General features: G+C 58.4%; 13 protein-coding genes. 1 reads left to right on the plus strand and 12 read right to left on the minus strand.

What is annotated here, in order from left to right; all coding sequences use genetic code 11:
• Window positions 1-56 precede the first annotated feature (56 nt).
• The 6 genes from secG to rlmE form a co-directional block, all read right to left on the minus strand.
• Complete coding sequence (gene secG, locus HCU66_RS23965) at window positions 57-440, minus strand: preprotein translocase subunit SecG (protein WP_205890891.1); 384 nt, start codon at window positions 438-440, stop codon at window positions 57-59.
• A 4-nt stretch (window positions 441-444) separates the two neighbouring features.
• Window positions 445-1,200 (minus strand): triose-phosphate isomerase, encoded by a 756-nt coding sequence (gene tpiA / locus HCU66_RS23970; protein ID WP_205890892.1) that lies wholly within the window; start codon window positions 1,198-1,200, stop codon window positions 445-447.
• A 66-nt stretch (window positions 1,201-1,266) separates the two neighbouring features.
• Window positions 1,267-2,604 carry a phosphoglucosamine mutase gene (gene glmM / locus HCU66_RS23975; protein WP_205890893.1) on the minus strand — a complete coding sequence of 446 codons (1,338 nt, stop codon included), beginning with the start codon at window positions 2,602-2,604 and terminating at the stop codon, window positions 1,267-1,269.
• Window positions 2,605-2,620: 16 nt separating this feature from the next.
• A complete protein-coding gene (gene folP / locus HCU66_RS23980) occupies window positions 2,621-3,472 on the minus strand; it encodes a dihydropteroate synthase (RefSeq protein WP_205890894.1) in 852 nt (283 codons plus the stop codon).
• A gap of 8 nt (window positions 3,473-3,480) precedes the next feature.
• Window positions 3,481-5,391, minus strand: coding sequence for an ATP-dependent zinc metalloprotease FtsH (gene ftsH, locus HCU66_RS23985; protein WP_205890895.1), 1,911 nt, complete (start codon window positions 5,389-5,391; stop codon window positions 3,481-3,483).
• 203 nt (window positions 5,392-5,594) lie between these two features.
• Window positions 5,595-6,224: a 23S rRNA (uridine(2552)-2'-O)-methyltransferase RlmE gene (gene rlmE, locus HCU66_RS23990; RefSeq protein WP_205890896.1), complete on the minus strand. Its 630-nt coding sequence runs from the start codon at window positions 6,222-6,224 to the stop codon at window positions 5,595-5,597.
• Between the two features lie 105 nt (window positions 6,225-6,329).
• On the opposite strand from rlmE, the gene HCU66_RS23995 reads away from it, so the two are divergent.
• Window positions 6,330-6,638: a YhbY family RNA-binding protein gene (locus tag HCU66_RS23995; protein WP_205890897.1), complete on the plus strand. Its 309-nt coding sequence runs from the start codon at window positions 6,330-6,332 to the stop codon at window positions 6,636-6,638.
• 9 nt (window positions 6,639-6,647) lie between these two features.
• Here the strand turns inward: HCU66_RS23995 and HCU66_RS24000 are convergent, their stop codons facing one another.
• The 6 genes from HCU66_RS24000 to dnaJ form a co-directional block, all read right to left on the minus strand.
• The gene (locus tag HCU66_RS24000; protein WP_205890898.1) at window positions 6,648-7,052 is read right to left on the minus strand and encodes an MFS transporter; all 405 of its coding nucleotides are present in this window, start codon (window positions 7,050-7,052) and stop codon (window positions 6,648-6,650) included.
• A gap of 28 nt (window positions 7,053-7,080) precedes the next feature.
• On the minus strand, window positions 7,081-7,557 hold the full coding sequence (gene greA / locus HCU66_RS24005; RefSeq protein ID WP_205890899.1) for a transcription elongation factor GreA: 477 nt from the start codon (window positions 7,555-7,557) through the stop codon (window positions 7,081-7,083).
• The gene (gene carB, locus HCU66_RS24010; protein ID WP_205890900.1) at window positions 7,554-10,775 is read right to left on the minus strand and encodes a carbamoyl-phosphate synthase large subunit; all 3,222 of its coding nucleotides are present in this window, start codon (window positions 10,773-10,775) and stop codon (window positions 7,554-7,556) included. Before carB ends, greA begins: the two co-directional genes overlap by 4 nt.
• A 118-nt stretch (window positions 10,776-10,893) precedes the next feature.
• Window positions 10,894-12,030, minus strand: a complete 1,137-nt coding sequence (gene carA / locus HCU66_RS24015) for a glutamine-hydrolyzing carbamoyl-phosphate synthase small subunit (RefSeq protein WP_205890901.1) — start codon at window positions 12,028-12,030, stop codon at window positions 10,894-10,896.
• 259 nt (window positions 12,031-12,289) lie between these two features.
• Window positions 12,290-13,096, minus strand: coding sequence for a 4-hydroxy-tetrahydrodipicolinate reductase (dapB, locus tag HCU66_RS24020; RefSeq protein WP_205890902.1), 807 nt, complete (start codon window positions 13,094-13,096; stop codon window positions 12,290-12,292).
• A 10-nt stretch (window positions 13,097-13,106) separates the two neighbouring features.
• Window positions 13,107-14,231 (minus strand): molecular chaperone DnaJ, encoded by a 1,125-nt coding sequence (dnaJ, locus tag HCU66_RS24025; RefSeq protein ID WP_205890903.1) that lies wholly within the window; start codon window positions 14,229-14,231, stop codon window positions 13,107-13,109.
• Window positions 14,232-14,362: the final 131 nt, after the last annotated feature.

The following is a 14,362-nucleotide window of genomic DNA, read 5'->3' on the forward strand; positions in this document are numbered from 1 at the left end:
AAGGTTGCGTGTCTACCAATTCCACCACCTCGGCAATACTACGTTTGAAACTCTTCTTACTTCTGCTCTTGAGCTGGAGGCACGTCAGTCGCTGGAGTAGCCGACTTTTGCTCTTGAAGCACCGGGACATCATCAGAAGCCGGTTGTTGCTTTGGAACTTCCAACACCGCTGGATCTGGCAAACCTACTTGAGTCAGCTGGTGAGCCTTCTCTTTAGCAAAGTAACCTAACCCCAAGCTGGTTATGAAGAAACCGGCGGCAAGTATAGCAGTAAACTTACTAAGAAAGGTAGAGGTACCTTGGCTTCCGAACACAGTATTTGAAGCACCTGCTCCGAAAGATGCGCCAGCGTCCGCACCCTTACCCTGCTGCAGCAATACCAGAGCAACTACGCCCAATGCACCCAGCAGATGAAAAACGACTACGACTGTTTCCAGCATTTTTTCAGTTTCCCGCGGCGCGACAAATCGCACCGAACTCATCTGCATTCAGGGAAGCCCCACCAATGAGCCCCCCATCGATATCCGGCATGCCGAACAGTTCGACCGCATTGGCCGCCTTCACGCTGCCGCCGTATAGAAGCCGCACACCTTGTGCGATTTCAGAATTCTCTGCCGCCAACTGAGCGCGAATGGCTGCATGCACATCCTGCGCTTGTTGCGGCGAAGCAGTCAGCCCGGTACCAATGGCCCAGACCGGCTCGTAAGCGATTACTGCCTTTGCAAAAGCACCAACACCCAGCTCCTCGATGATGCTGCCCAGCTGACGCCCGACAACCTCAAGAGTTTTCCCGGCTTCGCGCTGCTCAAGGGTCTCCCCTACACACAACACCGGAATCAAGCCACATGCCTGCGCCGCCGCAAATTTGCGATTCAGCGTCCCGTCGAGCTCGCCCATTATCTGGCGGCGCTCGGAGTGCCCGACAAGCACCAGGGAACAACCTGCATCCACTAATTGACTCGGCGAAATCTCACCTGTCAACGCACCCTGCCCGGATTCAATCGCAGAGTTCTGCGCGCCGACCGAAATCGGCTTCCCTTGCAAACCATCAATCACTTGATTGATATACAAGCAAGGCGGGAACACCGCGACATCAACACCGCTTGGCAAGGCCAGATGACGAAGGCCGTCGATCAGCTCAGCGACGCTGGCGCGGGTACCGTGCATCTTCCAGTTACCAGCTACCATAGGGCGACGCATGCTGTACCTCGTCGGTCAAAGTGGGCGCAGATGTTACCCAACACAATCATGGCTGGCAAGCCGAAATCAGGCAGAAACTTCAGTTACCAGTTTTGCCAGCTCTTCGGCGTAACCGCGAACCTGCGTTTCGTCCTCGCCTTCGACCATGACGCGCACCAACGGCTCTGTCCCGGACTTGCGCAACAGCACGCGCCCACGACCCGCCATCGCTTGAGTGACACGATCACTGGCCTCCTTGACAGTCGGATGCTCAAGCGGGCTCGCGCCACCGCCAAACCGCACGTTGATCAACACCTGAGGGCACTTGCGCAACGCCTGACGCGATTGAGCCAGGCCTTCTACGCGTCTCTTCAGCGCCATCAATACCTGCAACGCAGCAATGATCGCATCACCGGTAGTGGTGTGACTGAAGCAGACAATGTGCCCCGAGTTTTCACCGCCCACCAGCCAATCGCGCTCCAGCAACTCGGAGATCACGTAACGGTCGCCAACGTTGGCTCGCACAAAAGGAATCGCCAGATCCGCCAGGGCCAACTCCAGCCCCAGGTTACTCATGAGCGTGCCAACCACACCACCCTGCAACTTGCCGCGCTCATGCAGATCGCGAGCGATGATGAACAGCAACTCATCACCATCGACGACAGCGCCGGTGTGATCAACCATCTGCACACGGTCACCATCACCGTCGAAGGCGATACCCAAATCAGCTTGCTCAGCCAATACGGCAGCCTGCAGCGGCGCCATATGAGTCGAACCGCAATTGTCATTGATGTTCAGACCGTTGGGGTTAGCAGAAAGCACAACGACTTCAGCCCCCAACTCACGGAACACGCTAGGCGCCACTTTATAGGTCGCGCCGTGAGCACAATCGAGCACGATCTTCAGGCCGGCAAAACTGGTGCCGGTCGGAACGCTGCTCTTGCAGAACTCGATATAACGGCCCGAGGCATCGTTGATTCGCGAAACCTTGCCGATCTTGCTCGACTCAACCACGGTCATCGGGGTGTCGAGCAGCTCTTCGATCATCAGCTCGACTTCATCCGGGAGCTTGGTGCCCTTTCCAGAGAAAAACTTGATGCCGTTGTCGTCATGAGGATTGTGCGAAGCGCTGATCACGATGCCGGCTTCGGCATGAAAGGTCCGCGTCAGATAAGCGATGGCCGGCGTAGGCATCGGCCCCAACAGCAACACATCGGCACCTGCCGATGTCAGCCCGGCCTCAAGCGCCGACTCGAACATGTAACCGGAAATCCGGGTGTCCTTGCCCACGAGCACCTTGCAGGCACCCATGCTGCGAAATGCCATACCCGCCGCCCAGCCAAGCTTGAGCATGAAATCAGGAGTGATAGGGTATTCACCGACCCGACCACGAATGCCGTCGGTGCCAAAGTATTTCTTGCTCATAAGTACTCCATCATTCTTATTCGGCTGACTCTACCGCGACAATCATCCGCAGCACGTCGACTGTTTCCGCCACATCATGGACGCGCAATATACGCGCCCCCTTGACCGAAGCCAGCGCCGCAAGCGCCAGACCGCCATACAGGCGCTCTCCCACTGGTCGATTCAAGGCCTGGCCGATCATGCTCTTTCGCGAAACCCCAACCAACAGGGGCCGCCCCAAGGCATGCAGGGCCTCCATATGCTTGAACAAGCTCAGGTTGTGCTGCAAGGTTTTCGCGAAGCCGAAGCCCGGATCGAGAATGATCCGCTCAGCCGGGATACCCACCGACGCACACTGAACCATGCGCTCGGCTAGAAACTCGCCGACCTCTTTCGTCACATCCTGGTACTGCGGGTTGTCCTGCATGTCGCCCGGCTCGCCGAGCATATGCATCAAGCATACCGGCAAACCGGTGGCCGCCGCGGCATCCAGGGCACCGTCACGGCGCAACGAACGCACATCATTGATTAATCCCGCCCCCAGCCTTGCGGTTTCGCGCATGACGGCAGGCGTGGAAGTATCCACCGAGATAATCACATCCAGTTCGCGACCGATGCGCTCGACGATAGGCGCTACGCGCTCGAGCTCTTCAAGTGGTGAAACGGCCCTGGCACCCGGCCGGGTCGACTCGCCACCGACGTCAATCAGCGTCGCTCCAGCCGCCACCATCGCTTCGGCGTGGCGCAGGGCCGCATCCAGCTGACTGTATCGGCCGCCATCGGAAAAGGAATCAGGAGTGACATTGAGAATACCCATGACATGCGTCTGGGCCAAATCAAGAACCCGGTTACCGCAAGGCAACCGGGTCGAGGACTGAACAGAAGTCATTTCAAACCTTAAACGTCAGCAGCCGGGCCGCCGATAGGTGTTTCCGGACGCCCATCCTGCACCACTGGAGGCGTGCCGGAAGTGTCGTTGCCGCCAGACCAGTCGCGAGGCTCTCGAGGTGTACGACCCGCCATAATGTCATCGATCTGTTCGGCATCGATCGTCTCGTACTTCATCAAGGCATCAGCCATGGCATCAAGCTTGTCACGATTATCCGTGAGGATCTGCTTGGCTGTGCCGTAGCACTGGTCAATGATGCTGCGCACTTCGGAGTCGATCAGCTTGGCTGTCTCGCCGGAGAAGCTGGCATGCTGACCACCGCCGCCACGACCGAGGAACACTTCGCCCTCTTCTTCGGCGTACATCAATGGACCGAGCTTTTCCGATAACCCCCACTTGGTCACCATGTTTCGTGCTATCTGACTGGCACGCATGATGTCGTTGGATGCACCAGTGGTGACACCATCAAAACCCAGGGTCATCTCTTCAGCGATACGACCGCCGTACAGAGAGCAGATCTGGCTGATCAGCGCGCGCTTGGAGAGACTGTAGCGATCTTCTTCCGGCAGGAACATGGTCACACCGAGTGCGCGACCGCGCGGAATGATCGACACCTTGTAGACCGGATCATGCTCAGGCACGACGCGACCGACGATAGCGTGGCCAGCTTCGTGATAAGCAGTGTTCTGCTTCTCTTTCTCGGACATGACCATGGATTTGCGCTCGGCCCCCATCATGATCTTGTCTTTGGCCAGCTCGAACTCTTTCATCTCGACGATGCGCTTGCCGGCGCGGGCTGCGAACAACGAAGCCTCGTTCACCAGATTGGCCAGGTCGGCACCGGAGAAGCCAGGAGTACCACGAGCGATCACGGCCGGAGCGACGTCATCACCCATTGGCACTTTGCGCATGTGGACTTTGAGAATCTGCTCGCGACCACGGATATCCGGCAAGCCGACCACGACCTGACGGTCGAAACGGCCCGGACGCAGCAACGCAGGGTCCAGCACGTCCGGACGGTTGGTCGCGGCGATGACGATGATGCCGTCATTCATTTCGAAGCCGTCCATCTCTACCAGCAACTGGTTGAGGGTCTGCTCGCGCTCATCATGACCGCCGCCCATGCCGGCGCCACGGTGGCGACCGACGGCGTCGATTTCATCGATGAAGATGATGCATGGCGCGTGTTTCTTCGCCTGTTCGAACATGTCACGAACACGGCTGGCACCGACACCGACGAACATTTCGACGAAATCGGAACCGGAAATAGTGAAGAACGGCACTTTGGCTTCGCCGGCAATCGCCTTGGCCAGCAAGGTTTTACCGGTACCCGGAGGACCGACCATCAGCACGCCGCGAGGAATACGGCCACCCAGACGCTGGAACTTGCCCGGATCACGCAGGAACTCAACCAGTTCGCCAACCTCTTCCTTGGCTTCGTCGCAACCAGCAACGTCAGCCAAGGTGGTTTTCACCTGATCCTCGGAGAGCAGGCGCGCCTTGCTCTTGCCAAAACTCATCGGCCCGCCTTTGCCACCGGCACCGCCCTGCATCTGCCGCATGAAGAACATGAAGACGGCGATGATCACCAGTATCGGGAAGCTGGCGACCAGGAGTTGAGTCCAGATGCTTTGCTGCTCAGGCTGTTTGCCTTCGACCACCACGTGGTTATCCACGAGGTCGCCGATCAGACCGTTGTCCTGGATCGCCGGACGAATGGTCTTGAAGCTGTCGCCATCGTTGCGCTTGCCGGTAATCACGTAGCCATCAACCGCCACGCGCTCGACCTTGCCATCCTTGACCTGCTGGATGAAGTCGGAATAGTTGAGGGTCTGCGGCTCGTTAGGGCTGGAGAAGTTGTTCATCACCGTCACCAGGACAGCCGCGATGATCAACCACAGGATCAGATTCTTTGCCATATCGTTCAATTAACTACCCTCTGAAGCAAGCTCCGCTAATGGCGCGCGCTTCGCATGATATTCACCGGCCTAACTTACTACATTACCTACGGCTCTGGCAGGCGCCGTCTGTAACCCTTTGTGAAACACTTTCTACACAGTATTCGCTAATGCTCGCCGGGCGAAATACGAAAAACCTATCGCCCCGGTCGAAAAACTTCGTATTACTCACCGCGTCCGCGGAAACCACGGCCCAACAGGTACTGCTCACGGGAGCGATCGCGCGACGAGGTCGGCTTGCGCATCGAGACCTTCTCGAACTGCTTGCGAACGCTTTTGTGGTATTCGTCGAAGCCTTCACCCTGGAAGATCTTGATCAAAAAATCACCACCTGGCTTCAGCACCCGAGTCGCAAGATCCAGTGCCAACTCGCACAGGAACATCGATCTCGGCATATCAACAGATGCCAGTCCACTCATATTGGGGGCCATATCGGAAATCACAAGGTCCACTTCTTTATTTCCGACCGCCTCAAGGATCTGTGCCAGTACGGCGTCCTCGGTAAAGTCACCCTGAATGAAGGTCACATCGGGAATGCTGTCCATTTCCAGGATGTCGGAAGCAATCAGCGTACCTTGCCCACCAATCAGACGACTGGTCACTTGCGACCAGCCGCCAGGCGCGGCGCCCAGGTCGATCACACTCATCCCCGGACGGATCAGGCGATCCCTTTCCTGGATTTCCAGCAGCTTGTAACTGGCACGGGAGCGATACCCGTCCTTTTGCGCCATTTTGACGAATGGGTCGTTGAAGTGTTCTTTGAGCCAGTTAAGGCTTGTCTTGGAACGGGCCACGGGCCACCTCGAAAATAAAACGGGTCGTGATTAACTGGGCGGTCCCGGACTCGCTCGGGTAAACTGGCCGCCGCTTTTTACAAGATCAGACGCAGGGGTCAGATTATGCCGCTCACTCAAGAGCAGAAGAAACAGTACAAATCCATTGGCCACCATCTGAAACCAGTTTTGATTGTGGCTGACAACGGTTTGACTGAAGGTGTATTAGCCGAATTTGAACGCGCTTTGGCGGATCACGAGCTGATCAAAATCAAGCTCAACATCCTGGATCGCGAATCGCGCCTGGCAGCCATTGCAGAACTCTGCAAGGCCGGCAAAGCCGATCTGGTTCAGGTCATCGGCAAGATGGCTCTGATTTATCGCAAGAACTTCAGCGTCAACAAGCAGTTGTCGAACGTCCATCGCTTCAAGTGATGACAAGGGTCAAGGGTGTGCTTCGCGCACCCTGACACTCCATCCAGGCACCGGCTGCATCACCAGCACCAGCCCGGAAAAGCCCAGAACAAGATAGCTGAACAACTGCCAACGCAGCGCCTGCGGCCAACCGAAGCGCACTGCGAAATACATCGCGCACCCATACAGCGCCATCAGCAGCAGTTGCCCGCGAATATCCCGCCATAGACTGGCAAGGCCCTCGGCCTGTACCAGCACCAAAGCCTGAAAAATCACACTCGCCGCGGCGAATCCCACCATCAACGTATTCAGCATGCCTGCAATTTCGTCGATCAGCAGCGGCGCCAGGCCTATTCGCCCCAGCACCGGCAGCAGACCGATGTGCAGCAACCACAAGCCGCCAACCCACAACATCTGGGTCAGCTGCCAAAGCATGGCGCCCGCACGTAGCGGGCGCCTTCTTTCAGAGGTGGCGAACTTCGACAATCTCGTACTCGATAACGCCACCTGGCGTTTTGACCGCCACCACATCACCCTCTTCCTTGGCAATCAGGGCGCGGGCGATTGGCGAACCGACGGAGATCTTGCCGAGCTTGATGTCCGCTTCATCCTCACCAACGATCTGGTAAGTCACGCTTTCATCGGTCTCGACGTTGGCGATTTCGACAGTGGTGCCGAAAATCACCTTGCCGGTGTGCTCAATGGTCGTCACGTCGATGACCACAGCGTTCTGCATACGGCCTTCGATGTCACGAATCCGCGCCTCGACCATCCCCTGCTGCTCGCGAGCAGCGTGGTATTCGGCGTTCTCCTTCAAGTCACCCAACTCGCGGGCCGTACCGATGTCCTGACTGAGTTTCGGACGAACGACCTTGGTCAGATGAGCGTGTTCTTCTTCCAGGGCTTTAGCGCCCTTGACGGTCATTGGGTATTTGATCATGCCTTCAATCCTGCGTGTAGATCCTGCAAGCGGCGCACGGTCTTCTCGGGACCGAACTTCAGCGCTTCGCAGATAGCTTCGCCAGCAGCAATGGTAGTGGTGCAGTAGATCTTGTGCTGCAAGGCATTACGACGAATGGAATAGGAATCGGCGATCGACTGACGACCTTCGGTGGTGTTGATGATCAGAGTGACTTCGTCATTCTTGATCATGTCGACCACGTGCGGACGACCCTCGGTCACCTTGTTCACACGACGCACTTTCAGGCCTGCGGCTTCGATCAGCTTGGCAGTACCGGCAGTGGCGACCACTTCGAAGCCCAAGTTGATCAGATCACGGGCCACGCCTGCAACCAGTGGCTTGTCATCGTCACGCACGCTGATGAACGCGGTACCGCCAGTCGGCAGCACTTCGCTGGCGCCCATCTGGGCTTTGGCAAAGGCTTCGCCGAAGGTGTCGCCCACGCCCATCACTTCACCCGTGGACTTCATCTCAGGGCCGAGGATCGGGTCAACGCCAGGGAATTTGGCGAATGGGAACACCGCCTCTTTCACGCTGTAGAAGTTCGGGATGATTTCCTTGGTGAAACCCAGCTCTTTCAGGGTTTTACCAGCCATCACACGCGCTGCGATCATCGCCAGGGAAACACCGATGCACTTGGAGACGAACGGTACGGTACGGGAAGCGCGCGGGTTGACTTCGATGACGTAGATGTCTTCGCCTTGCAGCGCCAACTGTACGTTCATCAGGCCGACAACACCCAGTTCCAGAGCCATTTTCTTGACCTGTTCGCGCATCTCGTCCTGGATGTGCGCCGGCAGCGAGTACGGCGGCAGGGAGCATGCGGAGTCACCGGAGTGAACGCCAGCCTGCTCGATGTGCTGCATGATCGCGCCGATTACCACATCGGTGCCGTCGCAAACCGCATCCACGTCCATTTCGATGGCACAGTTGAGGAAGTGGTCCAGCAGCACCGGGCTGTCGTTGGACACTTGAACCGCTTCACGCAGGTAGCGCTTGAGCTCTTCTTCTTCGTAAACGATTTCCATCGCACGGCCGCCCAGTACGTAGGACGGGCGAACCACCAGCGGGTAACCGATCTTGCTGGCGGCACGAATGGCTTCGTCTTCGCTGCGCACAGTAGCGTTTGGCGGCTGACGCAGGTTCAGGCGCTGAACCATCTGCTGGAAGCGCTCACGGTCTTCGGCGCGGTCGATTGCATCAGGGCTGGTGCCGATGATCGGCACGCCAGCAGCTTCCAGGGCACGAGCCAGTTTCAGCGGGGTCTGGCCGCCGTACTGGACGATCACGCCTTTGGGCTTCTCGACGCGGACGATTTCCAGCACGTCTTCCAGGGTCACTGGCTCGAAGTACAGGCGATCGGAGGTGTCGTAGTCGGTGGATACGGTTTCCGGGTTGCAGTTGACCATGATGGTCTCGTACCCGTCATCGCGCAGGGCCAGTGCCGCGTGTACGCAGCAGTAGTCGAACTCGATGCCCTGGCCGATACGGTTAGGACCGCCACCCAGGATCATGATCTTGTCGCGACCCGATGGCGCCGCTTCGCACTCCTCCTCGTACGTCGAGTAGAGGTAGGCAGTATCGGTGGCGAACTCGGCGGCGCAGGTGTCGACGCGCTTGTAGACCGGGAAGATTTCCAGCTTGTGACGGTGAGCGCGCAGGCTCTTCTCGGTCACGCCCAGCAGCTTGGCCAAGCGCATATCGGAGAAACCTTTGCGCTTGAGGCGGAACATCAGATCGCGGTCGATGCTGGTCAGACCCAGGGTCTTGACCTTCTCTTCTTCCTTGATCAGGTCTTCCATCTGTACCAGGAACCAAGGATCGATCATGGTCATGCCGAAGATGTCTTCAACGCTCATGCCGGCGCGCATTGCGTCCGCCACGTACCAGATACGCTCGGCACCCGGCACGGTCAGCTCGCGCTTGAGGACGCTCATGCTTTCCGCGTTGCCCAGATCAACTTTCTCGTCCAGACCGCAAACACCGACTTCCAGACCACGCAGGGCTTTCTGCAGGGATTCCTGGAAGGTCCGGCCGATGGCCATGACTTCACCGACCGACTTCATTTGCGTGGTCAGGCGCGCGTCGGCTTTCGAGAACTTCTCGAAGGCAAAGCGTGGCAGCTTGGTGACGACATAGTCGATCGACGGCTCGAAGGACGCCGGGGTCTTGCCGCCGGTGATGTCGTTCGACAGTTCGTCGAGGGTGTAACCGACGGCCAGCTTGGCCGCGACCTTGGCGATCGGGAAACCGGTGGCTTTCGAGGCCAGGGCCGAGGAACGGGATACCCGCGGGTTCATCTCGATAACGACCATGCGACCCGTGTTCGGGCAGATGCCAAACTGGACGTTGGAACCGCCGGTTTCCACGCCGATCTCACGCAGTACCGCCAGGGAGGCGTTACGCAGGATCTGGTATTCCTTGTCGGTCAGGGTCTGCGCGGGTGCAACAGTGATCGAGTCACCGGTGTGCACGCCCATCGGGTCGAAGTTTTCGATGGAGCAGACGATGATGCAGTTGTCCTTTTTATCGCGGACAACCTCCATCTCGTATTCTTTCCAGCCGATCAGGGATTCGTCGATCAGCAGCTCTTTGGTCGGCGACAGGTCCAGACCGCGGGCGCAGATTTCTTCGAACTCTTCACGGTTGTAAGCGATACCGCCACCGGTGCCGCCCATGGTGAAGGACGGACGAATGATGCACGGGAAGCCCAGACGATCGAGAACCGCATTGGCCTCTTCCATGCTGTGGGCGATACCCGAACGCGGGCAGTCCAGACCGATGGATTTCATCGCCTTGTCGAAGCGCGAACGGTCTTCGGCCTTGTCGATGGTGTCAGCATTGGCACCGATCATTTCTACGCCGAACTTCTCCAGAACGCCTTCGCGTTCCAGGTCCAGGGCGCAGTTCAGAGCGGTCTGGCCACCCATGGTCGGCAGCAGCGCGTCCGGACGCTCTTTCTCAATGATCTTGGCAACGGTCTGCCACTTGATCGGCTCGATATAGGTGGCGTCGGCCATGGCCGGGTCGGTCATGATGGTCGCCGGGTTGGAGTTCACCAGGATGACGCGGTAACCCTCCTCGCGCAGGGCTTTGCAGGCCTGGGCGCCGGAGTAGTCGAATTCGCAGGCCTGGCCGATCACGATCGGGCCAGCACCAAGAATCAGGATGCTTTTAATGTCTGTACGTTTTGGCATGGGTTGTCACTCAAATTCCGCAGGTCAGTCGGCAAGCCGTCTTGTTCAATCTCTGAAGCCTTGAGGGGGCCGCCGGTTTCGGGACCGCCCTCAGGCTTCGCTACATCAGGGCGAGCGATTAGCGTCGCTTGGCCATTTCGTTGATGAAGCGATCGAACAGTGGCGCTACGTCGTTCGGGCCAGGGCTGGCTTCAGGGTGACCCTGGAAGCTGAAGGCGCTCTTGTCGGTACGCTCGATGCCTTGCAGGGTGCCGTCGAACAGCGATTTATGGATCGCCCGAACGTTGCCTGGCAGGGTCGCTTCGTCAACCGCAAAACCGTGGTTCTGGCTGGTGATCATCACCACACCGCTGTCCAGATCCTGGACCGGGTGGTTGGCACCGTGGTGGCCGTGGCCCATTTTCAGGGTCTTGGCGCCGGAGGCCAGAGCCAACAGTTGGTGGCCGAGGCAGATGCCGAATACCGGGATCTCGGTTTCCAGCACGTCTTTAATGGCCTGGATCGCGTAGTCACATGGCTCAGGGTCACCCGGGCCGTTGGACAGGAACACGCCATCCGGCTTCAGCGCCAGCGCTTCGGCGGCTGGAGTCTGCGCCGGTACGACGGTCACGCGGCAACCGCGCTCGACCAGCATGCGCAGGATATTCAGCTTGACGCCGTAGTCGTAGGCCACCACGTGGTATGGCAGCTCGGAAGCGTCGATGGTCGAGTGGCTGTCGGTCTTCAAGTCCCAGACAGTCGAGCGCCACTCGTACTTCTCTTTGGTGCTGACGACTTTCGCCAGGTCCATGCCCTTGAGGCCAGGGAAACCCTGGGCAGCGGCGATGGCGGCTTCTTCGGAAATGTTGTCACCGGCCATGATGCAGCCGTTCTGCGCGCCTTTCTCACGCAGGATGCGTGTTAGACGGCGAGTGTCGATACCGGCGATTGCCACCACATTGTTGGCTTTCAGGTAATCAGACAGCGACATCGTGTTGCGCCAGTTACTCGCAATCAGTGGCAGGTCACGGATGACCAGGCCAGCGGACCAGACGCGGTCGGACTCGGCGTCTTCCGGCGTGGTGCCGGTGTTGCCGATGTGCGGGTAAGTCAGGGTAACGATCTGTTGGGCGTAGGAAGGATCGGTAAGGATTTCCTGATAGCCGGTCATTGCGGTGTTGAACACCACCTCACCAACGGTTTGACCGTCGGCTCCAATGGCTTCGCCGCGAAAAATGCTGCCATCAGCAAGGGCGAGTATGGCTGGCTTAGTCAAGAAGACCTCCCGTAAATAAAGCCTGAAAGGGCGATCGCAGGTTGTAAAAAAGCGGAGTGACGTATGGACACGTCACCCCGCTTGTTCACTGAATTATTCTGCGCGCTTTTAGTGGACACACTAAAGCTGTAGCTTACAGAAAAAGGCTTTTTTGGTCTACCGCCAATGAGCCCTAAAGGCCGGAGAATGCGACAGGACGTCGCTTGGCGGTTTAAAACCGGGCCCAAACGCTATGTTCGAACCCGGTTTCGGCTGCATCTTAACGCAGATCGAGCACGTCTTGCATGTCGTAGAGGCCTGGCTCACGACCGTCCAGCCACAAAGCCGCACGTACCGCACCCTTGGCAAAAGTCATGCGACTGGATGCTTTATGCGTGATTTCCAGTCGCTCGCCCTCACAGGCGAACAGCACCGTATGATCACCGACCACATCACCACCGCGAACAGTGGCGAAGCCGATCGTTTCACGCTCGCGCACACCGGTATGACCTTCACGACCATAGACCGCAACCTTCTGCAGATCACGATCCAGCGCATTGGCGATCACTTCACCCATGCGTAGCGCCGTACCTGAAGGCGCGTCAATCTTGTGCCGATGGTGAGCCTCGATGATTTCGATATCCGCATCATCGCCCAGCACGCGCGCGGCCATGTCGAGCAGCTTCAGCGACAGGTTTACTCCAACGCTGAAATTGGCCGCGAACACGATAGGAATATCCTTGCCCGCCTCGGCCAACAACTGCTTCTGCGCGACGTCCAATCCCGTCGTGCCGATCACCATGGCCTTGCCCGCCTTGCGGCAGAAGGCCAGGTTTTTCAGCATGACTTCCGGGAGCGTGAAGTCGATCAGCACGTCGAACTCATCAGCCACCGAGTCCAGACTACCGGACAGCGGCACACCAATACGCCCCAACGAGGCCAGCTCACCGGCATCCACACCAATCAGCGTGCTGCCAGGACGCACAACGGCTGCCGTCAGACCAGTCAATGGCGCGCGCTGCTGCACCGCCTCGATCAATATTTTGCCCATGCGGCCGGCGGCACCCATCACAGCAATACGTCGCATGCCTGCCTCCTTACAAATCGCCGAAGAAGCGTTTCACACCTTCGAACCAACCAGTGGTTTTCGGCGAGTGACTGTTGTCGCCCGCCAGGGAGCTGCGGAATTCTTCCAGCAATTCGCGCTGACGACGCCCCAGATTGACCGGGGTTTCCACCGCCACGCGACACATCAGGTCGCCAGCACCGCCGCCACGAACCGGCGCAACGCCTTTGCCGCGAACACGGAACTGCTTGCCGGTCTGAGTCCCTTCAGGGATCTTCAGCTTGACCCGGCCATCGAGGGTCGGAATCTCCAGTTCGCCGCCCAGCGCTGCATCGACAAAGCTGATCGGCACTTCGCAGAACAGGTGCTTGCCGTCACGCTGGAAGATCGCGTGCTCGCGCACATTGATCACCACGTACAGGTCGCCAGTCGGGCCACCCTGCGCACCCGCCTCGCCTTCGCCGGACAGACGAATACGGTCGCCGGTATCGACACCGGCCGGCACTTTCACCGACAGGGTCTTGTACTCTTCGACGCGACCTTCGCCGTGGCAGGAGTCGCACGGATCGGAAATGATCTTGCCCTGGCCATGGCAGCGCGGGCAGGTCTGCTGCACCGAGAAGAAGCCTTGCTGCATGCGTACCTGACCGATACCGCCGCACGTCGGGCAGGTGATCGGCGAGGAGCCTTTCTTGGCACCCGAGCCGTCGCACGGTTTGCAGTTGACCAGTGTCGGAACGCGGATATTCACGGTCGTGCCGCGCACCGCTTCTTCCAGGTTCAGTTCCAGGGTGTAACGCAGATCGCTGCCGCGCTGAGCGCCGCCACGGGCACCGCCGCGACCGCCACCGAAGAAGTCACTGAAGACATCGCCAAAGATGTCGGAGAAGTTCTGACCGCCAAACCCGGCACCACCGCCGCCCATGCTCGGGTCGACACCGGCATGACCGTATTGGTCATAGGCCGCGCGCTTGCTGGAATCAGACAACACTTCGTAGGCCTCGTTGGCCTCCTTGAACATCTCTTCCGACGCCTTGTCATCGGGATTACGGTCCGGGTGGTGCTTCATCGCCAGGCGACGGTAGGCCTTTTTCAGGTCCGCTTCGCTTGAACCACGCTCAACACCCAATACTTCGTAATAGTCACGCTTTGCCATAAGTCTTTGCACTCTTAAGGACGTCCGACAAACCTCTCCTGAGCCTCGCCAAACTCGTTGAGCCCCAATACAGGCCCGGACCCAACTCACGTCAATTCAACGATCCTGGTCTTTGTTTCAATGCGGTACTT

It is taken from the genome of Pseudomonas frederiksbergensis, from assembly GCF_017114915.1.
Taxonomy (GTDB): domain Bacteria; phylum Pseudomonadota; class Gammaproteobacteria; order Pseudomonadales; family Pseudomonadaceae; genus Aquipseudomonas; species Aquipseudomonas frederiksbergensis_I.

Excerpts from the sequence above, each read along its gene's own strand:
- secG (WP_205890891.1), bottom strand. The coding sequence starts at position 440 with ATGCTGGAAACAGTCGTAGTCGTTTTTCATCTGCTGGGTGCATTGGGC.
- tpiA (WP_205890892.1), bottom strand. The coding sequence starts at position 1,200 with ATGCGTCGCCCTATGGTAGCTGGTAACTGGAAGATGCACGGTACCCGC.
- glmM (WP_205890893.1), bottom strand. The coding sequence starts at position 2,604 with ATGAGCAAGAAATACTTTGGCACCGACGGCATTCGTGGTCGGGTCGGT.
- folP (WP_205890894.1), bottom strand. The coding sequence starts at position 3,472 with ATGACTTCTGTTCAGTCCTCGACCCGGTTGCCTTGCGGTAACCGGGTT.
- ftsH (WP_205890895.1), bottom strand. The coding sequence starts at position 5,391 with ATGGCAAAGAATCTGATCCTGTGGTTGATCATCGCGGCTGTCCTGGTG.
- HCU66_RS23995 (WP_205890897.1), top strand. The coding sequence starts at position 6,330 with ATGCCGCTCACTCAAGAGCAGAAGAAACAGTACAAATCCATTGGCCAC.
- HCU66_RS24000 (WP_205890898.1), bottom strand. The coding sequence starts at position 7,052 with ATGCTTTGGCAGCTGACCCAGATGTTGTGGGTTGGCGGCTTGTGGTTG.
- greA (WP_205890899.1), bottom strand. The coding sequence starts at position 7,557 with ATGATCAAATACCCAATGACCGTCAAGGGCGCTAAAGCCCTGGAAGAA.
- carB (WP_205890900.1), bottom strand. The coding sequence starts at position 10,775 with ATGCCAAAACGTACAGACATTAAAAGCATCCTGATTCTTGGTGCTGGC.
- dapB (WP_205890902.1), bottom strand. The coding sequence starts at position 13,096 with ATGCGACGTATTGCTGTGATGGGTGCCGCCGGCCGCATGGGCAAAATA.
- dnaJ (WP_205890903.1), bottom strand. The coding sequence starts at position 14,231 with ATGGCAAAGCGTGACTATTACGAAGTATTGGGTGTTGAGCGTGGTTCA.